We start from the raw sequence: 26,923 nt of genomic DNA on the forward strand, positions 1-26,923 counted from the left end.
CTCTCCTGCAGATGTTGATTCAGAGGATCTGTTTTATGCTGCGTAAGCTACTCATTAGTACATCATGTCTGGCTGTGTTGGGCATCAGTCTGGCTGAAGACAGTGCACCCAAAAAGCCGGGAAGCGATTTCAGCTTTGCTCCGAAAAGCTGGCCGATGTATGGCGGCACACCTGACCGAAACATGGTGAATCACATCGACAAGGGTATCCCTGCCGAATGGGATGTTGATAAGAACAAGAATGTACTCTGGTTTGCTGAACTGGGTTCGCAATCGTACGGCAATCCGGTAATTTCAGGGGGCAAGGTTTTCCTAGGCACCAACAATGGCAATCCTCGCGATCCGGCTATCAAAGGTGACCGTGGCAACCTCATGTGCTTCCGTACCAGCGATGGTCGTTTCCTCTGGCAGATTGTCCACGACAAACTGCCTGCTGGCCGCGTCAACGATTGGATGGAACAAGGTGTCTGCTCTTCACCGCTGGTGGAAGGCGACAAAGTCTATTATGTCAGCAATCGTGGCGAAGTAATATGTGCCACAACAGAGGGATTAAGTGCAGGCAACGTCGGCGTGAAGGACGAGCAATACAAAGGCGTCGAGCACGGCGATATTGTCTGGCGACTCGACATGATGAAGGAATTGGCAGTTTTTCAGCATAACATGGCATCGTGTTCACCACTGCTGGCGGGTGATATCCTCATGATCATTACCGGCAATGGTCATGATGAATCCCATGAGAACATTCCCTCGCCACAAGCCCCAAGCTTTCTGGGCATTGATAAAAAGACAGGCAAAGTCATCTGGTCGAGCAATCTGCCTGGCGACAAGATTCTGCATGGCCAATGGTCCAATCCCTGTTATGCCGTCATCGGCGGTGTGCCGCAGGTCATTTTCTGTGGTGGCGACAGTTGGATGTATGCATTTGATCCGACCAACGGCAAACTGCTATGGAAGTTCGATTGCAATCCCAAGAACACTGTGTACAAACTGGGTGGCAAAGGAACCAAGAATGAGATCATTGGAACACCGGTTGTCTACGAAGGCAAAGTTTATCTGGCTATCGGCCAGGACCCTGAACATGGCGACGGCGTAGGCCATATGTGGTGCATTGATCCCGCAGGTAAGACTGGCGATATTTCTCCTAAAAATGATAATTTCGACCCCAAAGCGCCAGAGAACAAAGGCAGCGGCCTGGTCTGGCATTATGGTGGCACGAAAGAAGATGGTGAACTCAAATGGCATCGCAGCATGTCAACTGCCGCAGTGCATAACGGGTTGATGTACATCTGCACGCTGCATGGCTTCGTCAGTTGTTTTGATGCCAACACCGGCCAGCACTACTGGACACACGATACCCTGAGCAACATCTGGGGATCGTGCTATGTGGTGGATGGCAAAGTGTATGTTGGCACCGAAGAAGGGGACATTCTCGTTTTCGCAGAGGGCAAGGAACTGAAACTCCTTTCCAAGAATGACATGAAAGGCTCAGTGCTGAGTACCCCTGTTGTTGCCGATGGCGTTCTCTATGTAATGACCAAAAACAGGCTGTACGCCATCAAGCAGAAGTAGACTTTAACAACAATTAAACGAGCCAGGACGATTCTGATTGTCTTGGCTCTTTTTTTACGTCATGATACTAGTCTTGCCTTGCCTCCCTTTAACCTCAGCGCTTTGAAAACCTATGCATCGATATCTCTGGCCTTGCATTGTTGTTGCCATCCCCTTATATCTCAATGCACAAGAGCCACCTCTGGTAGCCAATACTGAGGCCAAGTCGCCTGAAGAAGAAAAGAAACTCTTCAAGTTGCCGCCAGGCTTTGAAGCTCAACTGGTAGCCAGCGAACCCGATATTGCCAAGCCCATGAACTTGGCGTTTGATGCCAAGGGAAGACTCTGGGTTACTTCCTCACTGGAATACCCGTTCCCGGCACAAGGGCGAGTTGGGCGAGACATGGTTCATGTTCTCGAAGACATTGCACCCGATGGCAAAGCCCGGAAAATTCACACCTTTGCCAAAGATCTGAACATCCCCATGGGCGTTCTGCCACAGAAAGATGGAGCGCTGGTTTTCAGCATTAACAGCCTGGATTTTTTCCAGGGTCCAGTCACATCTCTTTATCAAAGCAGGAAGAAACTGTACGGTGGCTTCGGCTTTCGCGATACCCACGGCATGATCAACAGTTTCACCATGGGTTACGACGGCTGGGTTTATGCCTGCCATGGCTATGCTAATGATTCTGCAACCCAGGGCAGCGATGGCCAGGTACTCAAAATGAATTCAGGCAACGTCTTTCGTTTTAAAACGGATGGAAGCCATGCAGAGATTTATACCAAAGGCCAGGTGAATCCGTTTGGACTCTGCTTTGACGCGATGGGCAACCTCTACAGCGCTGATTGTCATACTAAACCTATGACACAACTGATTCGCGGCACCTGTTACGACAGTTTTGGCAAACCTCACGATGGGTTGGGCTATGGTCCCAACATGATGGGGCATCTGCACGATTCCACCGGCCTTTGCGGCATTATTTATTACGATGCTGATGCTTACCCCAAGGCTTACCGGGATACCATGTTCGTCTGCAATGTGGTGACCTGCCGTATCAATCACGACAAACTGGAATTCAAAGGCTCAACGCCTGTCGCAGTTATACAACCCGATTTCATTACCAGTGATGATCCCTGGTATCGACCGGTGTACATGACCATAGGTCCTGATGGCTGCATCTACATTGCAGATTTTTACAATCGCATCATCGGGCATTATGAAGTACCCCTGACACATCCTGGTCGTGACCGTACCCGTGGGCGAATCTGGCGCATCGTTTACAAGGGCGATGATGCAAAGGCAACGCCAGCGCCCGAAGGTGGCAACCTGCTGGAAAGAAGTGCTAACACTGTTTTGGAAGCCTTCTCCCATCCTAATATCGCTATTCGCATGCAGGCACTGAACGTGGCAGTTGAACGTGGAAAGGAAAACGCATCAGCGTTCAAGCGATTGGGCTTTAAGCCACGAAACCCAGATGAACATGCCATATACCTCTGGGCTCAGCATCGATTAAGGGCACTCGAAAAGGATGAACTGCACAAGGCATTGTCGGAAGGTGATGCGAAAGTGCAGACACATGCTTTGCGAATGATGGCCGAGAATGCTGATCTTAGCGAAAGTGAATTGAAATTGGTTGTTTCCAAACTGAAAGCCGATTCCCCATTTGTACAGCGGCAGGCAGCGGAAACACTTGGACTGCAATCACACTACCATGAAGAAATTCTGCAAGCCCTGTTGAATGCTCGCCAGGCGGCATCAAAAGAAGACACGCATCTGATCCATACCATCCGTATTGCTCTCCGCAACATGCTTGCCCGAATTCCGCAGGAGAGCATCGCTGGACTCTCGCCACCAGATACTCAGCAACTGCGGGACATCACATTAGGAATCGCCAGTGCAACGGGTGGCAAACTGGCGTTACAGTGTCTTCAGCAAGCCAGCGATTGGTCAAATCTTCTCCCACCTTTGGCAGCACACGCATCTCGCTACGCATCCGACCATAGTACCGACATTCATAAACTTGGTAAACGCTATGGATCACAACTGCCGCAGTACACTGCCTTTCTGCAAGCAGAGATTCAGGGGCTGCGTGAAGCAGGTAAACCCATACCGGGCGAAATCAGGTATGATGCCCAGAAATTTGTAACTAGTCTGTGTCAACATACTGAGCCGGGCATGGTGCAATTAGGCATTGATCTATGCACCAACGCCAGGCTGACTGATCAGTTTGACACACTGGCGAATGTCGTACAGCAAGCCAAGTTACCTGCAGCTCAGCGTTCTGCAGCAGTCAATGCCCTTTCCGCGCTGGATGCTAGCAAGGCTGAATCACTTCTGATTGCTTATATCACACAAACCGATTTACCTGCCGAAGTGCGTGAGAAGGCAGCCAGCCTGGCTGCCGGGCTGAACAAACCTGCGGTGCGTGAACAGTTGTTTGCAGCACTTCTCGTGGTACCCAGCAGGCTGGCCAATGTCATTGCCTACACACTGGCCAACACTCCACCAGGTGCTGACGCTCTTTTGCAGGTTGTTGAGAAAGGCAAAGTTCCGCCAGCTATCCTGCTGACTACTTCAGTGCAGTCCCGCATTATGAATCACAACCGTCAGGATTTTCGTGAACGCTACGCCAGGCTGACTCAGGGGCTGCCACCGGCAGATATCAAGCTGGCCGAACTTGTTGCCCAGCGTAGCAGCCAATTTACAACCAGCAAACCAAACGCTACGCGTGGCGCAGCATTATTCAAACAGCATTGCTTCAACTGTCATCAGCTTGCCAATGAAGGCGCCAAAGTAGGCCCGCAACTCGATGGCGTGGGTATTCGCGGTGTTGAGCGACTGCTGGAAGATATTCTTGACCCTAACCGCAATGTCGATCAGGCCTTCCGGGCAACCGTGGTTGTGCTGAAAGATGGCAGAACACTCAACGGTCTTAAAGTACGCGAAGAAGGCAACATTGTCGTCATGGTTGATGCACAAGGCAAGGAACAGAAATTTGACAAGAACGACGTGGAGGAAAGCAAGATCACTAATCTTTCACCCATGCCTGCCACTTTTGATACGCAACTGAAGCCGGAAGAACTCAATGATCTTCTGGCGTATCTGCTCTCACAACGCGTGGCTAAATAGCAATGGTTATTCAGTAACGGCAACTGGTACTGTCAGGCTTGCTGTACGTGCATTATGCTTGTCCACTGCCTTGAAGACAACTTGATACTTTCCAGCCTTATCCAGGGGTAAGTCAAAACGGAGTTGGAGCGGTTCATTGGTGCTGACATCCGTGAAGGCGCTGGTTTGCGGCTTACCCAGTGTTTTGCCCTGGCTATCCTGAACTTCGAGAGTTATTTCGAGCGAACCGTTGCCGTCCTTACCTTTGCTGAGACCAACTGCATTCAGCGACATGGACATCACTTCTCCCACACAGCCTGTGCAGGGCGTTTCACTTTGCCCGAGCGGCCCGCGGCCAGTCTGTAATCGAATCAGGCCAAACCCGGCTGGAAGAACTTTATAGGCCTGTTCAACAGTTACGTTAGTCTTGGCAATCATGTCGCCCAATACTAGCTTGGCTTTGTAATTGCCGGCTGGTTGATCAAGAGGAATTGCCAGGCGAAATGCAAATCGGCTCGAACCACCAGCCATCACTCCCAGCCTGGCTGGGCTCATGCCATAATCTTCCGAGCCAATCAGTTTTCCGGTACTATCTTCCACCATCAGCTTGGCCGAAAATCGATAGCGTCCTTCTTCATCAAGCTTGAAACCTGCAACATCGAATGTGACGTGCATGACATCGCCTGGCAGGTAGCTGGCATCGGATCGAATCGGCCCCAGGTCAACCAGTGTTGGCCTGACTTTGCTGACCACCAGCTTGCCATCCGTTTGAGGCATTGCACACAACAGCAGACATACTACAGACCACATGACCAGGCTCCTGACAACGGGTTAGATGGTTTGTTGTATGAAGCTGAAGCCCCAAGAGAAAACGAGACAACCACATGGGCTGTCTCGTTTCTGGATGAACAACTTATCGGCAGCGGCCGCCTCGGCAGGTGCCGGAGTAGATCACTGTGCCGGTGGTTACCGGGGTCGTGGTGGTGGTAGTATTGCCTTCCACCTTGGTGGCTGGCTTGCTTTCGACAACCTGGCCGCAGCTTCCAGTGCTGCAGTTGCTGGCGGTGCCACAGGTGTTGTTGGTCGTGCAGCTTCCATCGCTGCAGCCACGAACACGACGGCCTCGGCGGCCACCTGCATCGGCATCGACTGTCAGCATACCTGCCACTGCCAAAGCGAGTGCAAAAACTTTCCAAGATTTCATGACATACTCCAACCTGTTCAACAAGGTGTTAATCAAACGGGGCCAACAGGGACTGCTCCCGCAGAGTTGGGCAGGATATCTGATAAACTGCGAATGGCTAGTGAACGAGGAAAGATGCGAAGTTTTTAACGATTGTATCGAATGAACATTGGCACAATTACCGATTATTTAACACTGAAAAAGCAATTATGCAACGATTTCATCATTTCAATATTGTTGCAATCTGGTTCAATGACTTTCGATGAATGTCTGGAACCTGTGCATCTAAAACAGGATGCCCCACCACCAGGAGCAGAAACGGACGTTCGAAGGCAGGTCGATTCAAAATCGCATTCAGGAACTTCATGGGGCTGGGTGTATGCGTTAAAGTTGCCAACCCGGCCTGATGCAGACAGGTGATCAGCATACCCACCGCGATACCAGTAGATTCTACTGCATAATAATGCTTGAGTTGCGATCCATCTTCCTTGAAGCCATAGGGTTGCACCATGCATGCAATCAGCCAGGGTGCGTCTTCCAGAAATGGTTTATTGCTATCGGTACCGAGTGGCTCCAAAGCAGCCAGCCATTCTGGTGGCGCCCGGTGAGCATAGAATTCCCGTTCCTCTTCCTCAGCAGCCAGGCGAATGGTTCGCTTGATATCGCGATTACTGATGGCCACAAAATGCCAGGGCTGCAGATTGGCCCCGCTGGGTGAGGTTCCAGCTGATCGGATTGCCGCTTCAATAACTGCCTGATCTACTGGCCGATTGCTGAAGTGCCTGACCGTACGCCGTTGATTCATTTGTTGATAAAAGAGTTCAGCACGCTGTAGCATTTCCGCATCAGAAAAAGACGGATGGTATGCCAAAGGAATTGTCACAGGCGGTTTCATTTATCACCTCAATTCATACATTTCAGGAAATCGGCCACCTGCAGCACCTCGTGCGCGCGCCTGTTTTTAAGGGGTTTTCATCGATGGATCGCTCTGCTTGACATTTTCATAGCTTCAACCATCGTGCACAGGAACATGTCTGGATTGGAGTCCTGACCCACTATTGGCCTACTGCAGCACCCCGCGCGCGCACCAGCCTGTCACATGGCAACTAAATGTAACTGAAAAATCGGCTGTCATCAGAATCAGGATAGCGTGTCCATCAACTCTATTAAATTTATACATTTGTATAGTAAATACAAGTGTACAAGTTTGAAAGCATTTTCAATTTTCCGATGGTTCCAGACATTGATATCCCTGAACCTGACCGGCGATTCGTGACGAACAACCAGTAGTGTGGCTTTTGATATTCATTTTCGTGAGGAACTTGTCATGTATCGATTGTTCATTGCCGGATGTTGTGCAGTCGCATTGATCGGCTGCAGCGGATCGAGTGGTTCGGTTCAAAAAGGCGCCGTCTCCACTACGTTGGGTGAGGGAATAGAACTGGTAGTTCTGAACCTTCCAGGCATGACATGAGGTGGCTGTGCCGCTTCGGTTCGAAGCGACCTGACCAAGGTAGAAGGCGTTAGCGACATACAGACCGATACCTCTACCCGTTTGTGCTCATTCCAATTGAAGAACAAGAATCTGGATCTGAAAGCCACACTGGATAAATTTGCCGAGACCAACACACATCTTGCAGGATGGAGCAAAGTGGAGAAGAAGTAGCAACCCATGCGAAATGAAAACGCAATCACTCGCCACCAGCTTGCCTGACTGGTGGCTCATTTTTATGCACAGTTATCTCTCAACACCTGATCGTTTTGCGTTTCTTATTCAGCGTACCACGCTTGATGGCTTTCTCAATGTACTCTGGGGCAAAGGGAACTTTGCAGGAAGTGTCGCCCATATCGACATAGACTTCACCGATTTTTCTGGCAGTCTCCTTGGCGAAGTCCGACAATTCCTTGATGTAGCTGCCTACTGCGATGATGAATCCGTTCATGACGTAGCGAACGCGATCAGGTTGTTTATTAATGGTGCGTTCAACCCGCTGCACGAGTTTTTTGAATTCCTTCAGATCGAGTTCTTCATCAGGTTTCACAGCTGCCAGGCCGCTGAGAGTTGCCCAACCTGAGGTGGCGATATCTTCTTTCTTGGAGTCGATCCACTGGAGCGCCAGTTCCCAGCCGTGATTGCCTTCTGCAGCAACCCAGGGGACGGTGTATTCACCAATCATGGGGTTCTTGGAATGTGTCACCCAACGTTGCAGATCTTTCTTCGTCATCTTCTGTTCATCAGCAATGAGGCCTGCCAGGTACATGGCATCACCAATGCCTGTGTCGAACAGATCCAGGGCAAGCTGGTAATCTTTCTTGATCTTCTTCTGATACTTTTTCAGTTCTTCGATTTTCACTCCGAAGTAGGGCTCCTGCATGCCATGCCGCATCATGATCTTCTTGTAGGCATCACTTCCCAGTGGCCGGAGTTGCTCGACAATTTCTACAGCAGTCATGGCGGAATATCCATTTTGTCGTGGGGTTATATCTGGTTTAATATTATGGAGAAACGTGGGTCATGATTGTATCGTGACAGGCCTTTGCAATCGCTCAACGCATTATCCACCATGACACGTTGAAAACGTGTCCCACGGATTAGACCATACCCCACCAGCGGCGGAGGATCCATTCGAGGAAGATGCATATCGCGAAGAGCATGAAGAGGATACCCTGGCGGCTGGTGTCGGGTTCCTGCCAGTCGGGGAAGCGGATGCGTTTCTCGTCCATATTCGCAGGGTCGTTTGCCATGTGTTCGATGACATCGCGTAAGCCACCGTGCAGGCGGAAGGTGCCCTGGGTGGATGTCGATATCTGTTCCAGCAAGGTATGGTTGGCAGCTTGATTCAGAGTTTCACTGTCGTCGCGGGTGGACATGAAACGTGCCTGTGCGGTACCGACTTCCTTGCCGTTGGCCCGTGCCGTGGCGATGACGGTGTATTCGCCAGGCTCATCGGTCTTCCAGAAAATGCCGCGCGACTTGGCATCCGCATCGCCTAGCGGAGCTACCGTGATGGACTCTTCTTCCTTATTAGGCTTGATGACACGGACGAAATAATCAGCACCCTCGATAGGCTTGATGGCATCTTTGGAACTGCCAGGGGTTACTTCACGTGCCTGCAGTGTGAAAGACATCTCCTTGCCCGCGAGCACACGCCGGGAAGCGAGTTCCAGAGACAGCCCCTGCCCCGTGGTTTCCTGCCGGGCGAGCCACAGGATGAGCTGCCGCCAGAAACGGAGATGCGCTTCAGTCGATTCGGAGAGTGGCAATTCGCCTGCAGGTGGTTGAGCCTGTTGCAATCCGCCACGCGGTGGACCGGGGCGCACCCAGCGCCAGGTGGTATCAACTGCCAATGCTGCAGTGCGCCCTTTGCCTACTTCCTGCACAGCTAGCAGCACTTCTTTACGATCCGATTCTGCCAGCAGAACTGCTCCCGATTTGAGTGAACCAACCTTGGAACCACCATCGAGTGGCGGCAGCTTGTTCCACCATTCACGATTGCGAGTCGGGTCGCTATCGAGTCGAATGGGAAACTGGAACAGCGGGTTTTCAGCAACCCTGAACTTGATTTCACGCTGGTTACCTACCGCGCCTTCCAGTTGCCCGCGCTGATTCATCTGCACCGGCAACAGATTTGCCAGAGGAGTTTTGTCCCAGCCACCATCAGCATAGCTATCCATGCCGCCAATCATCAGGAGCCCGGCTCCGCGTTCGGTGACAGCCTTGGCCATCAGGTCGAGAATGCCTGCACCATCACTCGAAACTCCTTCAAAACGGGAAGCTGGAACATCACCCAGAATGAATACATCGTAATTCTGCGTTTTGACCGCATTGAGAACATCCCGTTTCCATTCCATCGTGCCTGTGCCTGCCACGGTGGGTATCAAGCTGATGCGATCATCCCCCTTGAGAGCGCGTTTCAAGAACTTGGGTTCCCATGCTCTGTCTTTATCGATGTAGAGCACCGAGAGACCGTCTTTGTTCAGCGTCACATAGGTGGAAAGTTCGTTGTTCGATTCGCTGGCTTCGCCAGCAATGGGTTTCACGAAGATAGAAAAGCGGTAATCGCCGGGGGTATCGGGCAGGCGGCAGGCAGGGAATTCAACCCGCATCACTTCGCTGGGCTTGCGTGGTTTCATCTGCACCATGACAGGCTGACCAATGCGGTCGCCTTCCGCCACAGTGGCAACTTTGCCATCGATGAGCAGATAGACTTCGAGGTCCTGATTGGCGGCGCGGTTGGCCTGGATTTCGCCACGGACGATGAAACGGTCTTTCACACGGGCGGTTTTGTTGGCAAAGATATTCAGTGCAGCAATGTCGAACAATGAATCGCTGGCGCCTGGTCGCCCCAACGCGATGCTGTGCAATGGACAGCGGGATGATTCCAGCCGGGCAATGAGTGAATCAACGGTCGGCCGACCCAGGTTATCGCGACCATCCGTCAAAACGACGATGCCAAGCAGTTGCTCTCCCTGCCCCAGATCGACAGCCTTGTTCTTTTCCAGTGCCTGCTCGATGGCAGCAAGCAGGCCAGTGTTGCCACCATCCGGCTTGGTTTCAGGCGTCAATTCCTTCACAATGGAATCAAACGTCAGGGGCAACACTCTGAGCTGATAATCTTTTTCCCAGGTCTCGAGCGTACCTTTGAGATCGGTCCATTCCTTGAGTGCATTGAGCCAGCGGGAGTTGCCCTCCGGCTCGCCATCCTTGACCTGCATGCTACGAGAGGAATCGAGCAGTACGATGACCTTGCCCGGACGACGCAATTGTTCCTTATAAATCCAGACTGGCCTGAGCATGATGAATGCAGCTACCAGCAGTGCCAGCAATCGCAGACCGATAAGTGAGTAGCGGAGCCTGCGGGTTTTGGCATTGCTGCCGTTGTAGGTCCAAACGGTAAGCAGAACGATGACCACTGCTACTGCGAGCACCAGGGTAAGTGGCAGCACGGGTTCCAGCGTCGGCAACCAATCGGGGAGCGTAGGCATCATGGTGACACCTGCTCGGGTTGGTAGAAACGATTCGCCAGGTAATTTTCCCCTGCCAGCAGCAAGAGCAGCAGCAACATGAGATAGGGAAGCAGTTCACTTTGCGGTGAAAGACCGAGTGCATCTTTGACTAGCGTACTCAAGTCTTTCTCTTCACCGAGGGCAGCGACGCCATCCTTGCCGAAGAAGCGTTCCAATTCTTCACTGGCAGGCCGGTTCTGTACCAGTTGTGTTTCTGCAGGCTGCATGTTGACACTGAAACTGCGCGACCAGAGGCCACCTGTCGGATCAGAAACGAGATAATTTCCAGGCCGGTTGGCTTCAGGCAGAGTCAGTGCTTGCATGCCAGGCTGGATTTTTCCCGAGCCGGAGACGGGGCCTTTGAGGACATATTCCTGCACCTTGCTGTTGCGAGGGAGAAGGAATCGAACTTCTTCACCCAGTTTAAAGTTGCAAAGCTGCTCCCGTGCACCGATTACGTGGCTGACGCAGGTATGTGCCAGCCCGACATAAAGCCACCCCGCCTGGAAATTATTCCAGTCTTTCCAGTTGGGATCGTTCAGGAGTGAGTACATGGCAGTACCGAGCCAGACCACGCGTCCTGCTACCTTGTTGCGGTCGAAGATACGTTCGGCCCAGAGAGTTGGCAGAGTAGCTTCCTGCAACGGAGCAATGACATTGGTAACGCCGGCCACTGTTTCCAGATCCCAGTAACGAGTTACTTTGAAGGGGGAGATATCGCGTTGCCAGCGTTTGAAATTGCTGAGTGCCGGATGATCGTAGTTGCCTACCTCCAGCGAAGCACCTGGCGGAGGAAGAGTTTTCAGTTCGCCTGGTTTGCCGGGCATGAGTTCCAATGCCAGCGGAGTGTTGTAGGCTTTCTGATTAAGCCCCGGGCCTGGAACAATGACCAGTCCGCCGCCCACTTGAACATAGCGCTGCAGTATTTCCCACAGTTGCTGTGATGGATTGGCAACGCTGAAGAGACAGACTGCCTGGTAATCATCCGGGCTGAGGCCTGCGGGACATTCAGTTGGTTTCTTGATATCGCTAGTCATGGGAAGGATACGCAGGCTTTCCAGCGCCAGCTTCCAGTCGTAAGCCTGGGAAGGATCATCTGCGAGGATGAGCACACGCCGGGTGGGAGCAATCAGAGTGAAGTAGCGGGTGTTATCGGCATCCAGTGCATCTGGACTGGAGAGCACCACCCTGCCCTGTACCAGATTGTCTTTCACTTCGATGGGGTCGAACGTGACTGCTTTGGTTTCCAGCTTATTCTCACCACCGGTAAACGTGATGTTCTTTTTGCTGACTGGTTCAGGCTTGTTATCCAGGTAGAGGGATACTTCATTGTTCACCGCCAGATTCGTGGTCTGAATGGTAGCAACGATATTGAGCAGTTCTCGGGCTGGTACACCGAACCGCAAGTCTTCCATATTGGTGGCTGTAGAAACTGATGAAGGGCGAACCGCCAGGCCGGTGATGCAGAGGTTACGCGGTTCTGTAGCACCCAGATCGTTGTAGACGACGTTGAGCGTGCGGTTCAGCTTCGCTTCGATGCCCTGTTTCAAAGGCAACAGTGTGGTACCCACCACGTTGGCATCCCATGATGCATTGGAACGATCCGAAAAAACGCACAACAGCAAAGGCAGATTCGGGGCACTACGCTCCAGCAATCGCAAGGCATCTTCCATGGCAGCGGTGACAGGACGATTGCGCACTGCGATCTTTCGGTTTTCAATCAGCTTGACAGCTTCCCCCGGTGTGACAAACCGGCCTGTGGTGCTGTCTGCTGTATCAAAGATGGCTACTTCACTTCCACCAGGCAGGCTCTGCACATAGCTGAGGGCCTGTTCGCGAGCTTGATCGAGACGTGATTTCCCTTCGATTTTGTAATCCATGCTGGCACTGGTATCGAAGACGATCACGACGCCAAGCGGGTTGCCGACGGCCAGCGCACCAGGAAGATTGGTGGCGAGCGGCCGAGCCAGAGCCAGTGCCGCCAACAGAACAAGGGCCATGCGAAGGGCCAGCAGAAGCCAGTGGCGTAGACGCAGTTTTCGCAGATTGGTTTTGCGTTTGTTCTGAAGGAGTTCAAGTGCAGGGAACTGGAGCAGTTTCGGCTTCTTGCGCATCACCAGATGGATGATGATCGGCACTGCAACCAGCAGAGTACCAAGCAAAACCCAGGGGGATAGGAAAGCGATGTGCATGAGTTATTCTGATTCCGCAAGACTCAGTGACTGACAGCTTTTTCTCTGATTGAAGTGAATGCTGAAAACCTGCCCCAACGGGGCATGACAATTCAGCCCAGGGCAACGCCCTGGGTTAAGTAGTTCATATTCCAATCCAGCCCCAACGGGGCGAGATATCAGCCTAATCCCAAACATATCGCTCATCCCAACTTATACCATGTTTACTGCAAATGGTTCGAAACTCGTCCTCGTAAGACATGGCTCGGTGGTGTTCTTCCTGGTTTTCGATGTACCGATAGACAGTATCCTTCATTGATGAACTGACAGAAAACGCACCATAGCCATTTTGCCAGTGAAAGTCGAAATAATCTGGCCTTTGCTGCTTAAGCCATTTAGATGGTTCCGTCTTCACTTCCTGAATCAATTGTGCAACCGACCATTTTCTCGAAAGCATGCATAGAATATGAATGTGGTTTTCGGTCCCATTGATAATCAGAGTTGGCGAATCATTGTCGTTGAGAATGGTTGCCATGTATGCATGCAATCGCTTTCGCAATTCCACATCTTGCAGCCTGGCAGCACGGTGCTTCGTGCTGAAGATAATGTGCAACAAGACTTGTGAAAGCGATTGAGGCATCTGTTGTCTCGCCCCGTTGGGGCTTCTGTTCCTTTTCTGTCTTCACCCAGGGCGTTGCCCTGGGCTAAGCTGTCACGCCCCGTTGGGGCATAAATACAAAACCGTCAACCCTGGTTCTTCATCCCCCTAACCCTCTCCCCAGAGGGGAGAGGGGGCTTCACTCAAAATCGTCTTTGTCGATTTATCAAATACTCCGTTAATGCCTTGTCGAAACCCATGCTGGTATCGACAGGCACGTAGTCGATGTTTGCTTTGAAGCAATCGCTTTTGTACTGATCACGAAAGCGATCCAGTTCTTTGAGGTATTCGCCCCGAATGCCGTCCGCATCGTAGGTTTCTTTCTCCATCGATTCCGGCTCTTCGAAGATGATCAGATCCTTAAAGGGAAATTTCACTTCCGCTTCGTCCATCACATGGAACAGAATCACTTCATTGCCCCGATGACGAAGGTGATGCAGGCTGTGCATCACTTTTACCGGATCGCTACGCAACAGATCGGTGAAGAGAATCACCAGGCTCTTGGTGCGAATCATGGAGGCGAGTTGATGCAGGCTTGCAGCTAAATCTGTGGTACCTGTTGGTTTCAGCCCTGCCAACACGCCTAAAATCGTGCCCAATTGTGAACGTCGGCTTTTGGGCGGAAGAAATGTACGAATCACGGTATCAAAGGTGACCAGACCGACAGGATCCTGCTGATGAATCATCAGGTAGCCCAGAGCTGCTGCCAGGCTGATGGAGTATTCAAACTTGGTCAGCTCCTGCCGAAAGGTGTAGTTCATCGAAGCAGACAAATCCATCACCAGGTAGCCACTCAGGTTGGTTTCCGCACGAAACTTCTTGATGTAATACTTGTCAGTCTTGGCGAAGACGTTCCAATCGATTTCCTTGGGATCGTCGCCGGGAACATATTTGCGGTGTTCAGAAAATTCGACACTGAAACCCTGGTAAGGACTGGCGTGCAAGCCGGTTAGAAAGCCTTCCACAATAAACTTGGCCCGCAAGTCCAGTCGGGCGACTTGCCTGATCACTTCGGGACGGAGATATTTTTCGGCAGTAGCCATCAGAGAGCTTTCAGCTATCGGCTGACAGCTAACAGCTGACAGCTTTACTTGAAATCAACTTACTTCTTCATCTTGGTGAACTTGGGCACCTCGGGTTCGGGAACAGATTTGAGCAGCATCTCGACCAGGTCATCAGGAGCTTTGCCCTCAGCCTGAGCCTGGAAGTTAATGCCGATGCGGTGCCGCAGCACAGGCACAGCAACCTTCTTGATGTCATCGATCGCCACACTGAAACGACCATCCATCGCAGCCATCGCCTGGGCGCCGCTGATGAGGTACTGCCCGGCACGCGGACCAGCGCCCCAGTCAACCATCTGCTTGATGAACCCCGGGGCTTCAGCCGACTTGGGGCGGGTGGCACGTACCAGTCGGGCGGCATAATCAATCACATATTCCCCCACGGGAACGCTCAGCACCAGCTTCTGCAGATTGTTGATAGCTTTGCCGCTGAGCACCTTGGAGAGTTCGGGCACCTCACGCTTGGTGGTGGTTGCCAGAATTTTCTTTTCTTCATCGATCGTTGGGTAATCGACTTTGATGTTGAACATGAAGCGATCTAATTGAGCTTCAGGCAGCGGATAGGTTCCTTCCTGCTCAATCGGATTTTGCGTTGCGATGACGAAGAAGGGTTCAGGCAGCGGATAAGTATTCTGGCCAACGGTGATCGTCCGTTCCTGCATGGCTTGCAGCAAAGCTGCTTGGGTTTTCGGTGGAGTACGGTTGATTTCATCTGCCAGGATGATGTTGGCGAACAGTGGCCCCTGCACAAAACGGAATTCTCGCCTACCCTGTTCGTTTTCATCGAGCACGTTGGTGCCGGTGATGTCGCTCGGCATCAGATCGGGAGTAAACTGAATGCGTTTAAAAGTGATATCAAGTATCTGGCTGATAGCACTGACCATCAGGGTTTTCGCTAGGCCGGGCACACCTACCAGCAGGCAATGACCGCGAGTAAAGATGGCTGCGAAAATCTGCTCGATGACATCCGTCTGACCGATAATCACCCGCCTGAGTTGATCCACCATCTGGGTGCGGCTTTGTGCAAATTGATCCAGCAACTTAGCCAGCGTTTCATCACGTGATAATGGTGGTGGTGAGGCAGGTGCCGTTGACACAAAGAACTCCTTTCAAGGAGTAAAAATCCAGACGATTGCCATATCCCGTCTACCGTTGCAGCGGGCATCTTCTCAGTATAGTAGCGCAAGACCAAGCGACAGGCATGTTTATCTCCTAATTTTTTAAGTATCAACCATTAGGGTTTCATTTTGAAAATGGCCTGTAGTGGATAGTGATCGCTCAAATCCCGTTCATCCTGAGGCACTTTCCAGAATCGGCGGTCCATGCCGCGAAGCCTGGAATCGGGCTGTTCACCGCGAATGACGATATCCTTGCGGTTGCGGATTGAATCATAAGCAAGTCCCGGTCCGGTTTTCAATTTCGGGCTGATCAGAATGTGATCGAGCGTCGAACCTCGCCCGGGAAAGGTGATGCGATCCAGTATCGGCAGTTGCGGCACCATATCTTCCAGATCATCGTCTTTATCATCTGTGTCTTTTCCGGTCAGCACATCTATCGCCCGTTCCTTCAGGTTATTGCTGCGCATCTCGGCGGTGTTCATATCACCCACCAGTATGACATAGTGGCCTCGCCTGTGCTCATCACGAATCCAACGTTTCATGAAACGGGCCTGGTCACAGCGATCCATTTCCTTGCCGACATCATCACCAGCCATCAGGTGAACGTTGATGATGGTTAAACGTCGAAGAGATGCGCCTTCACCCCAAGGTAATTCCAGCATGATCTGCTTGGTGATTGACTTTTCATCGCGACGTTGTTCCTGGATGCGAGGCTCCGGTGCACGACGATATTGTGGCCGTAAGCCACGCAATACCAAGATGCCCACATCCTGCTCGGTGAAGCTGTCCCGGCCTTGAGCAAAACAGACTTCGTAATTCAATTGATGTTGTGTCTTCAGTTCTGCACAAAGCGCATCGAGCACTTTGCGGTTTTCAATTTCCTGCAGACACAAAACGGTGGGCTTAACCTTGGCAATAGTAGCAGATGTCGCATGCAGCCGCCATTCCCATTCGGCCCGGCTGGGTGCTGAATTGATCTTGGCGGTTTCCGACTGGTTGTCGTTGATGTCCCAATCATAAAACCACCCGAGGTTCCAGGTCATGACTGAAAGATCGCCCTTGCGCTCAGCCGGCGGTGGCTCGGATTTCTTTTGTGGCGGCGACTGTGCCAGGAGTAGCCAGGACAACAGGAAGAGTGAGGATATTGCGAGAGAGGATTTGAGCATGATGATACTGTCTGAGTTGTGTGAATTTCGCAACCACACCCCAACGGAGTACCGCCGGAGTGTGGCACAGCTATAGCTACAACAGTATCTTACACCTTCTTCAGCAACTCCAGCCAGCGTTTCCAGGCTTCGGCACGGGCTTTCTTGTTGCCTTCCTGAGCTGCTTTGCGCTTGTCATCTTTGGCAGGTGTGGGGTCTTCACCTGCACGCATGAAGCCGTGACCACCTTCTTCGTAGGTGACATATTCAAAGGTGAGGTTCTTTGCTTTATAAAGTTCGCTGGCCTTATCGAGTGTAGAGTTCACACGGGCATCGTTGCCTGCGAAGAAGCCATAGATAGGCCCCTTGGCATTGGCCACACCGTCAACCGTGGTTGGTCCACCGCCATAGAACGGGAAGAAGGCATCAACCTTATGCCTGGTGTTGTTGGCAAAGCGGAATGTCTGAGAGCCGCCCCAACAGAAGCCGCAGACTACTACCTTACCATTGCAGGCATCGAGCTTGCGGGCATATTCGACGCAGGCATTCAGATCAGCAGTGATCTGATCGGGTTTCAGGGAGCCAATCACACCACGTGCTTTGTCGTTGCCCAGTTCCTTGGAGCCAATGCCGCCTGGCCCCATGCCGGTGAGCAGATCGGGAGCGATGGCAATGTAGCCTTGCTCTGCGAGTTCATCAGTCATGCTGCGGACCCAGTCGCTGAGGCCGAAGATTTCATGAATGACGATAACGACAGTGGTCTTGTTCTTGGATTCCGGAAATGCGACAAAGCAATCGACTGAGCGGTCGCCATGATTAACCTTAGCCCATTCGAGGTGCCTAGGAGAGTTTTCGAGCCTAGGTTTGGCCCAATCCTGAGCATGGAGGGCTATTGCCCAGCCACAAATCAAAAATCCAGCGATGAGAGAACGCATAGAAACCGTTCCTTTCCAAAGGTGAATAGCTTGTATCAACCTAAGGAAGAATGGAAACGACAGCAACAGGTAGATGGCACTTGGCCTTGTGTATATTCCCCACTCTGGTACATGTCTACAATGGAATGATAGTTTGTGGAGTTCGATATGCGTATTGCTATCATGTTCGGCCTGTTATTGGTTTGTAGTAGTTTGCAGGCCCAAACCCAGGGAACAACCGGTGCTCAGCCTGGACAACAGCAACCGGCACAGCAGCAACAGTCTGCTGCGCAACCAGTCATGACTCCAGAACAGAAAGCAGCTCTGGAAGGAATTCTTCAAAGTTGGGAATCGGATGCCAAGGGATTGCAGTCGCTCCTGGTTCAGTTCAAGGTTTCTGAAAAAGACCCAACCTTTAACAAAACTACGGTTTCATTTGGTGAAGCCAAAGTGCTCAAGATGCCCACGGGTCAATATGGCTTGAAGCTGGAAATCTTCGAACTCGACAAGAATGGCAATCCCGATCCGAAAAAAATCAAACGCAAATATGTCTGTTCCGGCGTCTGGTTTTACAATTTCGACATTGCTGCCAAGACGATTTGGGTTCAGCAATTGCAGAACCAGAATGTTCGACCTGATGATGGCCCATTTGCATTTCTTTTTGGTATGAAAGCTGTTGATGCACGTAAGCGGTTTGACATGAATATCGTGCAATCGGATCAGAATTACAACTGGATTCGTGTAGTGCCTCTTACTGATCAGGACAGGCGTGATTTCACCATCGCCCAACTTGGCGTGGTCAAGTTTGCCAATCAGATATCACCAAAGGATTTCCCGCTGACCATTCAATGGCGTGAGCCGGGGAAAGCAGAAATCACCTGGGAATTCAAAGCGGTTGTTCGCAACGATGGCAAACTGGTCAACCTGACTGAATTCAATGTGGAGGCAGAGAAAAAGGCAGGCTGGCAGATTCGTCAAGCTCCCACACAGGCATCATTGCCAGCCACTCCACCAGGCAATGGTGTTCAACCAGCGGGAGCTAACGTTCCACGAAAGTAATGCAGCATGAACCTCGACGGCAAAATCTGTTACTGCTTTCACATCAGCCGTCGCAAGCTCGTCAACTTCTGCAAGCGGGAACATCCCCGCGTGGTCAGTCAACTTTCCGAATGTGGCGGAGCGGGCACCGGCTGTGGCTGGTGCATCCCGTTCCTCAAACAGATTTTCAAACAGTATAAATCTGCAGATACAACCAGCGAACTGGATCAGTTGACGCCGGAAGAATATGCCCGGCAACGTGCGGAATACATCAAGGCGGGGAAAGGGATACCGGCGGCAGGAGCGGAGCCGTTGCCGGAATAGCTATCAGCTTTCAGTCGTCAGCTATCAGAGAATTAAAAAAACAATTCAGTGATTTGGCACGGTTATCGTGAGTACATGCAAACCGTGGCACCCATTTTGCATGACTACTTGTGTATCAACATTGAGATTGCGTTCTATTCCACGAACTGTACATTCACGGCAGAGGGAATGATCTTGGCCTTGGCGGCTTCTTCGAGGAGTTTTCGCACGGCGGTTCGGCCTCGTTCGCCGTAGTCGAGCGTCCATTCGTTGACGTACATGCCTACGAACTGGTCTGCCAGCTTGCGATCAAGGTCGCGGCCATACTGCAGGGCGTAATCGAGTGCAACGTCACGATGATCGAGTGAGTATTGGATGCTCTGCTTGAGCAGCTTGCTGATGAGCCGGATAGTTTCATCACCCAGATCGCGGCGGACAACATTGCCACCTAAAGGCAACGGCAAACCGGTTTTCTCATACCACCAGACGCCGAGGTCTACGATGAGTTTCAAACCCTGGTTCTGGAATGTCAGTTGCCCTTCGTGAATGATCAGGCCTGCTTCATATTTACCCTGCTCCACGGCATTGAGTATCTGATCGAAAGGAACCACTTCGTACTGGAAGTCAGTTCCCAGGCAAAGCCGTAAGGCAAGGTACGCTGTAGTCATGGTGCCTGGCACGGCAATCTTTTTGGTTTTCAACTGTTCGAGAGTGAAAGGCTGCTTGGCCACCACCATAGGCCCATACTTGTCGCCCATGCTGCAACCGCTGGGCAGCAATGCATACTTCTCGAGCAGGTGGGCATAGGCGTGGATGCTGACAGCACTGACTTCGAGTTCGCCCTTCATCGCCCGGCGGTTGAGCGTTTCGATATCCTGCAACTGATGCTTGAAGGTCAGCGGCCCGGTATCGAGCTTGTCGTGTGCCAGGGCATAGAACATGAACGCATCATCTGGATCGGGGCTGTGGCCAACGTGGATAACTCGAGGTGCAATCACGGGGATACCTTTTCGATTCGGTGAAAGTTCTACTGTTATTGATAGAGGAGACAGCAATAAAAAACAGGAGATATGGCTGCGTCGCCATGATCTCCTGTTCAACTGACTTTTGACACTTTACAAAAGTGTACCACGGGTTGATTACTGTGCAGGCGGGTTGCACTCCTTGATCATGGCGCCAAGTTCATCACTGATGACCAGGATGGAGAACCGGGAGATGGGCGATTTCTCCGGCGTGCTGACTGAAGCGTAATCGAACTTGCCACGGTAATCGGTGTAGCCATCTTTGTGAAACTTCACCTGGCCGTCAGCCAGGCGAACATATACCTTCACGTACACCTTAGGAAGCGCCTTGCTTGTGGAGGCATTGACCACTTTCAGTTGGCCATAGTTTTCCTGCAGGGTGACATCCAAAGCGTTGGCATAGTATGGTGCTGAACTGGTTTTACCATTGGCGGTGATTTCCACCAGCACGTTACGGTTGACCAGATCAGCAGGCAATTCGAATGCCTGCTTACCCTGAGCCGCGTTCAACTTCAATTCCTGCACCTGGTTCGGCTTGATAGCACTGAACTGGCTGCCATACTGCTGGACGAATGGATTTCTGCTGAAGAGCAGTTCGACATCCATCAGGTAGTAATTGATTTTGACTGCACCGAGATTCTGCCAGGTCAGGTTGATCTTCTTGTTATCGACAGTGAAGTTGAAACTCGGTTCAGAAGCAGCCAACTGTCCCTGGCGCTGGGCACGATCATCAGCATCAGCCGTTTTAACGCCCTTGCCTTCCATTTCATCGAGCTGATTGATGACTGTCGTGAACGTATTGCGCCAGCGATCCACCGGATGACTCAGATAAGGCGTAGCAATGGCCCGTGCCTTGCCCGGCTCTTCACTCAGGAATGCCAGGTAAGCGGCACAGTAATCGTACTGCATCCTGGAAGTCAGCTTGCCAGCTTGGATGCGGCTGAATGTTTCTGCAGCTTCGTCATAGCGATCCTGCAGCAGCAGATAGTAGGTGATTGCCATTCGATCAGCATCATCGAATGTTTTCTTGTAGGAAAGCATGGTCATGAAATGGTGATACTGCTGATGCAGCCGGTCGTTGACAATCTGCCTGTTCTTGCCGAGCGAGTGAGCACGGGCATTAACCAGCGGCTTGTATTCCAGATGCTGGAATGCATGTCGATCCACCGGATTAATCGTCAACGGTGTAGTCTGGACGGGTGCGTTGCCACACATGGCAATCAGTTGATCGTGCTGCCGCAGATATTCCTGCAGTTCAGGCAGGGTGTTATGCAGCACGGAATACGACCAGAGCGTTGCCTGGTAGACATGTCGTTCCCGCAACAGTTTGGTAACTGCCTGGAAGAAGGCTTTGTCTTTCATGCGGAAGGCGATCTTATCCAGGTTGAGCTTCAGGATATTTTCACGCTGCATATGAGCAAGCACTTGTTCGCCAGTACCTTCCTGCGAGACATAGTCCCACGATTCGGTATCGATTTTCGTAGGCTTCTCCACGACATTGAATTTGAACGGCGTTCCACTGGCGACGTATTGCTCGTTCTTGGCAATATGCACCGGGAAGTGAGCAAATTGGCCTGCACCGGGGAAGTAGAACAGAAAATCTATCGTCTGGGTGCGATACGGTTCCAGATCGAGCAGAACCGATTTGGTCTGCTGTCCCTTGGCCAGTGGCATGGCGCCTACTGGTATCTGGTAAAGTACCGTCAGTTTTTGGCGAGACGAGGTCGGGTTGGTAACCACGATCTGGCAACCATAGGTGGTATGCACCAGAAATTCTTCGGTGATGAAGTGATCGATACGTTCTCCATTTTCTTCGCGGTAGCGGTCACTGGGGCGATAGAAATTCTGGCTGACGAGAATGGGCAGCTTGTTCTGAGCTGCAGCGGCTGGTTTGACTTCTTCATGGAAGGCAATCAGCGGGCTGGCAGCATTTAACGTCATCTTGCCATCTTCAAACTTCATGTCGTGCTTGCCTGCTGTGAAGGGTACATCGAGTACCGACAGGGCAAACATCATTTCCGTGAAGTTACTGGAAGCAAACGGGAAATAGCGAGAGAAAAATGGGCCATTGCCCGGATGCTTGACGTAGTCGAGCCAGAAACGGTTAACGTTCACCAGGGCAGCAAGCTGCTGTTCGATAGGCAGATGGTAATAATTGTTTTCTGCCCATTCCTTGGTCGGATCAACCTTGCGGTAAAGCTGCTTGTATTCCGCCCGTTTTCGCGCCTCGGCAGAGTAATAGAATCCTTCATCCTTTTGATTCCATTGCAAGTGATGCATTTTTTTTGATTCCTCACGTGTTTCACCATCCTTGAAATCACGCCCGACCCTAGCACCTACATTTATACTTCCAGCTTTGTCTTCGTTCTTACTGGGTGCAACACGCAAAACTTCTTTACCAGTAGCATTGATTGTGATCCCAGACCTTGCACTGGGCTGGGCGCGAATGGTGGCATCTTGCCCCCCGCCGCCCAGTCCACCCATGCCGCCTCCTGCACCTCTTCCGCCGCCTGGTGCGGCAGCAGGTGGAGGTTGTCCTTGAGAAAACATGCCTGCAGCTTTCTGTTCATCAAATTTCGATTCCAATTCAACCGCCGGCTTTTTAGCCTTCTCGCCAAGGAAGACGCCGCCTGCACTCATCTCATTGCCTTTGACTGCAGTATCAAACAATACCAGCATGCGTTCCAGATCGGGAGGCAGCATGCGATACAGGTCGTTCAGATGACGGCCTGCAATCGCTCCTTCTGCCTGGATGCGCTGGGCCAGCAAGATGCGTTCCACAATATTCAGCCGACCATAAGCCCAGGGTTCGAGATAGATGGCCAATTCATGGCCGAGCAACCAGTTGTCCATGAAGGTCTTGTCTTTTTTGTTAGCAAGATATGGCAATACCACAGCTTTGAAGAACTCAGGGTCTTTCTTGTAAAGGAAGTAGTTCAGCTCGTGGCAGGCATACTTCGAATAGTTAGTCCGTTTCTCTTCGACCTTCATGCCAGGCCAATTCAACAGGAAAGCGAATTCCGTCAGCTTGGCATCGCTCGTCAATGTGCGGAATAAGCCGTAAACCTTCGACCACTGGTCATACATTTCAAACCGGCTGTTGTTGATGTCAGCAAGAGTGAGCGGCTGGCCGGGCTGAACAATGGTAATCTGCTTCTGCTGGGTGTAATGTGCCTTTGGATCAAGCCCCTGACGTAGACGCAGATCGATGAACTTGGCTGCGATCTCATCAGTATTGATGGACAGCATGCTGGTATGCACAGTATCTACCGCAAGGATGTGTATCCAGGCATGAGGACCGACCTCTTTTCTGCTCAGTTTGATGACGCCATTCTGATCAGGCATCTGATTCAGGATCACAGCGGCTGGGTCAGCGAGGAAATCGAGGTTGGAAGTCAATTCGCCTTCAGCGCCTTGTGACACTTTTCGCTGAGCGCGTTCTGCAGCATCCATGAGTGCCGCTGTTTTGGGGCTCGGCGCTGCACCAAATGCTCCGCCTTCGCCTGCAATCTGCTCGCCAGTTTCGGTGGTTCGCAAAGCCCAGGGGTTCAGCAACAATTGAGGACGTTCGAGCATGTTGCCGGGGAACTTTTTCTGCAGCTTGCGATCCAGCACGTAACGATACTCATCGCCAATATCGCGGCCCGTGATGTAGGCTGCATCATTGCGGCCAGGCACCAGACCAGACAGACCAGCATCACCCACCTGACTGAGGGAGTGGTAAGCGTTGAAGGCAGGCAGATATCGGGTTGCCATCACATGCACGCGGGCCAGCTTGTTCCAGTTTTTCAGATGGATGAGCAGGTTGCCTTCAGCATCGAAACTGGTGCGGGCAATGCTGACAGGTTCCAACCCGGGAAGCTGTGTGAATCGCACCGGGTTGGTGATGTAGCCTGCAACTGTGGCCCCAGCGGATACACGGATGCGGATCCTCTCGTTGCTGTACTTCAGCCAGAGGTCGTAATCTCCAGCCGTGAGTCCAGCAATTTGAATCACACCATCCTGGATTTGGATTTTGGAGAAGTGATCCGTCTGGAATATGTTGCTTCGCAGTTCAAAGAGGGACATTTCACTGCGTGATGGTTCAGCAGAAGTACCAGTGTACGGAAGGGAAAGAGTATCCCCCTGCTTAACGTGCATCATCGAACGATAGCTGAAACGATTGAGTGGCAGTTGCCAGGTATGGGCAGTGCTTTCAGGCCCGGTGGCGGTGATGGAAGAAATATCTTTCAACTCGCCGAGCATAATGCGGCCCTGCTCGTCCGACTTGAGCGACATGCCTGTCGGCTGCCTGAATTCACGATGCTTGAGTGACAACTGAACCGCACGGTTAGGTTTGCGCTCGCCAGTCTTGCCGAGTACTTCGATGACATAATTCTTGCCAAACTTCGCGAGGTGCAAGTCTTCTGTTTTGTCAGTTAGTTCAATGCTGTTCAGGGCAAAAGATTGAGCTGCTGACAGATTGACTCTGGCGCTGGTGGAAAGATTCTTGACTTCCGCGCTAAGCTGAACCTGCAACGATTGTAAACGGGGTGGCACGCGGAATTCGTAGTTGGATTCCCGGTCTTCAAACAGTTTGAATTCAGGCACTTCCGTGGTGGAGGCAATGCCATCCTGGTCGGTCGAGATCAGCTTGAGCCTGACATTTTCGAGGAGCTTCAGTGATTGCGGTATGCCATTCAGCAAGAGCGAAGGACGGACAATAACATGTGCTAATTGTTGAGTAAGCAGGCTCTCACGTTCCACATAGATGCCAGCTACCATGGAATAAGCTTCGCTATCGTGTTGTAGATAATCGATACAGGCAAAATCACCCACGGAAACGATGATCGGTTTGTTGCCAGGTTGTGTGCTGTAAGGGATGAGAATGGTGCCATCAGGATCAGCGTTGTACTGCTGACCCGACAAGGTGATAGCGGCATTCTTTACCAGTTCGTACTTTTCATCGAGCACCGTGATTACGTGGCCAGCAGTGCCTTTCCGAGAAAGCGTGTGCAGCTTGCCTTTGCGAATGAGTGCCCGACTGCTCATGCCACCGCCGATGAAATCGACGATGTAGACGCCTTGCTTGTTGAGCTTGGGGAAATCGAATGTCTTACTGACTCGCCGCAAGGGGGAGTCGTTGAAATTAAAAGTCATTTCCTCGTTGGGCACCAGGCCATCCAGGCTGATATCGGTATTCACCTCGTGCTGATTCTGCTGGTAATAGGAGAGCGTGTTGATTTCAAAAACCTTGACGAGCAGCGTGGGGACGTTCTTGACAAACAGTTCCAGCTTGACGGGCTGATCGACACGGTACTGTGGCAGATTGGTGTGCGCGAAATCAATATCGACCCGATCTTTCAACTGTTTGAATAGTTCGGGTGGCAACTGGGAAGCCCATTGTTCAGGATCACCCAGACCCAATTCGATCTTGGTTTCTGCAAACAGATGTTTCAGGTAAACATCGTTAATGTACGGCTCAAATTCAGCAGGCGACTGTGCTTCAGCGAGAAATTGTTTCAGGTAGCTGCGGACAAGTGGTTCATCAATACCAACGTTAGGTAGCAGAGTGACGCCTTGCAGTGAAGCATTCAGGTCAGCAGGGAAACGTCTTAGCGATTCGTTTTCCAGCATCTGTTTCGACATGTAATGCTGAAAGCGGGGCAACTTCAAATACTCAATAAAGCGGGCACGATCATACCTGCCTTGGGCCCGATCAAACACCAGCCAATGGTACAGGACATGTGTTTTTAGTGAGTTGTGGGCAGGCTGCAGCTTGCTGACATATTCCCAAAGCCTGGTGAAATAAGCATTGGTGAGTGCCGGGTCGTGCTTCCAGTCTTCATCAGCGCCTGGTTGAAGGCGAACGAGCCGGGTGTAGACAAAGTTCTGCTGATTAGCGAGTTCAGGCCGCACGCGGACGAGTTCATCCAGTCGATTTAGAGTCAACAACCGATGAATGTTGAGTGAGCCAAATCCACCTGAATCCTGAGACCGCAAATCCTCAGCAACAAGAGCCACCAGGTTGGTGATATCCGGACGCGTCAAACGCTGAAGCAACATACGGCGTTTGCGCCAATCGAGATTGACTGCTGCCAGGAATTCCAGCCCATTATCTTCGTAGTTGTCGAGATTATCCCAGTTGGTCAGTGATAACTGCTGGAGTCGCTCTCGTGAAATCAGATTCTGATCCAGCGAAGTAGGCAGATTGGGAACGGCTCCCTGCACTTCTTTTTCATGCAGAAACTGGATGCCGAGCCGATCTCGCAGATATTTCAAGGTTGCTTCAGGTTGGCGATCATATTCGTGCAGGGCAAGCCTGGTCTGGATATCGAGATAACGGCCAGTTTCGCCGTGCCGTTCTACCCAGGGCTTGCTGAATTCGCGTACTTTCTGGAACTGCTCGGTCTGCAGAAAATGGAGGCAATGGTAGTAGTAATACTCCTCGGTGCCTGGGATGAGTTGCTTGAGACTCTGGCTCCGGTCTTTGGAGAGAGCAAACGATTCAATGAATCCGATGTCACCAGCAGCCAGGGCCATGGTGAACAATCCCAAGCAAACCACCAGCCCAGTCATGAACCGTTTCATGATCCACCCCATTGTGGGAATATCTGATTTATCATGCGTTGTTAATTTACAGACGATGGTGACATGACGAGAGATTG

At 51.6% G+C, this 26,923-nt stretch carries 18 protein-coding genes; 5 read left to right on the top strand and 13 right to left on the bottom strand.

Annotation, left to right across the window (positions count from 1 at the left end; translation table 11 throughout):
* Positions 1–35: 35 nt before the first annotated feature.
* Both JNJ77_20640 and JNJ77_20645 read left to right on the top strand, forming a co-directional pair.
* Positions 36–1,568 (top strand): PQQ-binding-like beta-propeller repeat protein, encoded by a 1,533-nt coding sequence (locus tag JNJ77_20640; protein MBL8825008.1) that lies wholly within the window; start codon positions 36–38, stop codon positions 1,566–1,568.
* Positions 1,569–1,680: 112 nt separating this feature from the next.
* Positions 1,681–4,677 carry a c-type cytochrome gene (locus JNJ77_20645; GenBank protein MBL8825009.1) on the top strand — a complete coding sequence of 999 codons (2,997 nt, stop codon included), beginning with the start codon at positions 1,681–1,683 and terminating at the stop codon, positions 4,675–4,677.
* A gap of 6 nt (positions 4,678–4,683) precedes the next feature.
* Here the strand turns inward: JNJ77_20645 and JNJ77_20650 are convergent, their stop codons facing one another.
* From JNJ77_20650 to JNJ77_20660, 3 genes are all read right to left on the bottom strand, one after another.
* Entirely contained in the window at positions 4,684–5,466 is a 783-nt protein-coding gene (locus tag JNJ77_20650; protein MBL8825010.1) for a hypothetical protein, read from the bottom strand.
* Positions 5,467–5,569: 103 nt separating this feature from the next.
* Positions 5,570–5,860 (bottom strand): hypothetical protein, encoded by a 291-nt coding sequence (locus JNJ77_20655; GenBank protein MBL8825011.1) that lies wholly within the window; start codon positions 5,858–5,860, stop codon positions 5,570–5,572.
* 202 nt (positions 5,861–6,062) lie between these two features.
* Positions 6,063–6,734 carry a nitroreductase family protein gene (locus JNJ77_20660; protein ID MBL8825012.1) on the bottom strand — a complete coding sequence of 224 codons (672 nt, stop codon included), beginning with the start codon at positions 6,732–6,734 and terminating at the stop codon, positions 6,063–6,065.
* Positions 6,735–7,166: 432 nt separating this feature from the next.
* Between JNJ77_20660 and JNJ77_20665 the strand changes: the two genes are divergently transcribed.
* On the top strand, positions 7,167–7,313 hold the full coding sequence (locus JNJ77_20665) for a hypothetical protein (protein MBL8825013.1): 147 nt from the start codon (positions 7,167–7,169) through the stop codon (positions 7,311–7,313).
* A 271-nt stretch (positions 7,314–7,584) separates the two neighbouring features.
* Here JNJ77_20665 and JNJ77_20670 read toward each other — a convergent pair whose 3' ends face one another.
* The 8 genes from JNJ77_20670 to JNJ77_20705 form a co-directional block, all read right to left on the bottom strand.
* Positions 7,585–8,292: a DNA alkylation repair protein gene (locus tag JNJ77_20670; protein ID MBL8825014.1), complete on the bottom strand. Its 708-nt coding sequence runs from the start codon at positions 8,290–8,292 to the stop codon at positions 7,585–7,587.
* Positions 8,293–8,431: 139 nt separating this feature from the next.
* On the bottom strand, positions 8,432–10,828 hold the full coding sequence (locus JNJ77_20675) for a hypothetical protein (protein MBL8825015.1): 2,397 nt from the start codon (positions 10,826–10,828) through the stop codon (positions 8,432–8,434).
* Positions 10,825–13,038: a BatA and WFA domain-containing protein gene (locus tag JNJ77_20680; protein ID MBL8825016.1), complete on the bottom strand. Its 2,214-nt coding sequence runs from the start codon at positions 13,036–13,038 to the stop codon at positions 10,825–10,827. Before JNJ77_20680 ends, JNJ77_20675 begins: the two co-directional genes overlap by 4 nt.
* Before the next feature lie 163 nt (positions 13,039–13,201).
* Complete coding sequence (gene tnpA, locus JNJ77_20685) at positions 13,202–13,657, bottom strand: IS200/IS605 family transposase (protein MBL8825017.1); 456 nt, start codon at positions 13,655–13,657, stop codon at positions 13,202–13,204.
* 161 nt (positions 13,658–13,818) lie between these two features.
* Positions 13,819–14,718: a DUF58 domain-containing protein gene (locus JNJ77_20690; protein ID MBL8825018.1), complete on the bottom strand. Its 900-nt coding sequence runs from the start codon at positions 14,716–14,718 to the stop codon at positions 13,819–13,821.
* Positions 14,719–14,777: 59 nt separating this feature from the next.
* Entirely contained in the window at positions 14,778–15,743 is a 966-nt protein-coding gene (locus tag JNJ77_20695) for a MoxR family ATPase (GenBank protein MBL8825019.1), read from the bottom strand.
* Between the two features lie 227 nt (positions 15,744–15,970).
* A complete protein-coding gene (locus JNJ77_20700; protein MBL8825020.1) occupies positions 15,971–17,020 on the bottom strand; it encodes an endonuclease/exonuclease/phosphatase family protein in 1,050 nt (349 codons plus the stop codon).
* A gap of 89 nt (positions 17,021–17,109) precedes the next feature.
* Complete coding sequence (locus tag JNJ77_20705) at positions 17,110–17,934, bottom strand: dienelactone hydrolase family protein (protein MBL8825021.1); 825 nt, start codon at positions 17,932–17,934, stop codon at positions 17,110–17,112.
* A gap of 147 nt (positions 17,935–18,081) precedes the next feature.
* On the opposite strand from JNJ77_20705, the gene JNJ77_20710 reads away from it, so the two are divergent.
* Complete coding sequence (locus JNJ77_20710; GenBank protein MBL8825022.1) at positions 18,082–18,972, top strand: hypothetical protein; 891 nt, start codon at positions 18,082–18,084, stop codon at positions 18,970–18,972.
* A 6-nt stretch (positions 18,973–18,978) separates the two neighbouring features.
* Positions 18,979–19,275 carry a (2Fe-2S)-binding protein gene (locus tag JNJ77_20715; protein MBL8825023.1) on the top strand — a complete coding sequence of 99 codons (297 nt, stop codon included), beginning with the start codon at positions 18,979–18,981 and terminating at the stop codon, positions 19,273–19,275.
* Positions 19,276–19,409: 134 nt separating this feature from the next.
* On the opposite strand, the gene JNJ77_20720 is transcribed toward JNJ77_20715, so the two are convergent.
* Positions 19,410–20,258, bottom strand: coding sequence for an ABC transporter substrate-binding protein (locus JNJ77_20720; GenBank protein ID MBL8825024.1), 849 nt, complete (start codon positions 20,256–20,258; stop codon positions 19,410–19,412).
* Positions 20,259–20,393: 135 nt separating this feature from the next.
* Complete coding sequence (locus JNJ77_20725) at positions 20,394–26,846, bottom strand: hypothetical protein (protein MBL8825025.1); 6,453 nt, start codon at positions 26,844–26,846, stop codon at positions 20,394–20,396.
* Between the last annotated feature and the right edge of the window lie 77 nt (positions 26,847–26,923).

This window comes from Planctomycetia bacterium (assembly GCA_016795155.1).
In the GTDB taxonomy this organism is placed as follows: domain Bacteria; phylum Planctomycetota; class Planctomycetia; order Gemmatales; family HRBIN36; genus JAEUIE01.

Excerpts from the sequence above, each read along its gene's own strand:
- JNJ77_20640 (MBL8825008.1), top strand. The coding sequence starts at position 36 with ATGCTGCGTAAGCTACTCATTAGTACATCATGTCTGGCTGTGTTGGGC.
- JNJ77_20645 (MBL8825009.1), top strand. The coding sequence starts at position 1,681 with ATGCATCGATATCTCTGGCCTTGCATTGTTGTTGCCATCCCCTTATAT.
- JNJ77_20650 (MBL8825010.1), bottom strand. The coding sequence starts at position 5,466 with ATGTGGTCTGTAGTATGTCTGCTGTTGTGTGCAATGCCTCAAACGGAT.
- JNJ77_20655 (MBL8825011.1), bottom strand. The coding sequence starts at position 5,860 with ATGAAATCTTGGAAAGTTTTTGCACTCGCTTTGGCAGTGGCAGGTATG.
- JNJ77_20660 (MBL8825012.1), bottom strand. The coding sequence starts at position 6,734 with ATGAAACCGCCTGTGACAATTCCTTTGGCATACCATCCGTCTTTTTCT.
- JNJ77_20665 (MBL8825013.1), top strand. The coding sequence starts at position 7,167 with ATGTATCGATTGTTCATTGCCGGATGTTGTGCAGTCGCATTGATCGGC.
- JNJ77_20670 (MBL8825014.1), bottom strand. The coding sequence starts at position 8,292 with ATGACTGCTGTAGAAATTGTCGAGCAACTCCGGCCACTGGGAAGTGAT.
- JNJ77_20675 (MBL8825015.1), bottom strand. The coding sequence starts at position 10,828 with ATGATGCCTACGCTCCCCGATTGGTTGCCGACGCTGGAACCCGTGCTG.
- JNJ77_20680 (MBL8825016.1), bottom strand. The coding sequence starts at position 13,038 with ATGCACATCGCTTTCCTATCCCCCTGGGTTTTGCTTGGTACTCTGCTG.
- tnpA (MBL8825017.1), bottom strand. The coding sequence starts at position 13,657 with ATGCCTCAATCGCTTTCACAAGTCTTGTTGCACATTATCTTCAGCACG.
- JNJ77_20690 (MBL8825018.1), bottom strand. The coding sequence starts at position 14,718 with ATGGCTACTGCCGAAAAATATCTCCGTCCCGAAGTGATCAGGCAAGTC.
- JNJ77_20695 (MBL8825019.1), bottom strand. The coding sequence starts at position 15,743 with ATGGTGGATCAACTCAGGCGGGTGATTATCGGTCAGACGGATGTCATC.
- JNJ77_20700 (MBL8825020.1), bottom strand. The coding sequence starts at position 17,020 with ATGCTCAAATCCTCTCTCGCAATATCCTCACTCTTCCTGTTGTCCTGG.
- JNJ77_20705 (MBL8825021.1), bottom strand. The coding sequence starts at position 17,934 with ATGCGTTCTCTCATCGCTGGATTTTTGATTTGTGGCTGGGCAATAGCC.
- JNJ77_20710 (MBL8825022.1), top strand. The coding sequence starts at position 18,082 with ATGCGTATTGCTATCATGTTCGGCCTGTTATTGGTTTGTAGTAGTTTG.
- JNJ77_20715 (MBL8825023.1), top strand. The coding sequence starts at position 18,979 with ATGAACCTCGACGGCAAAATCTGTTACTGCTTTCACATCAGCCGTCGC.
- JNJ77_20725 (MBL8825025.1), bottom strand. The coding sequence starts at position 26,846 with ATGAAACGGTTCATGACTGGGCTGGTGGTTTGCTTGGGATTGTTCACC.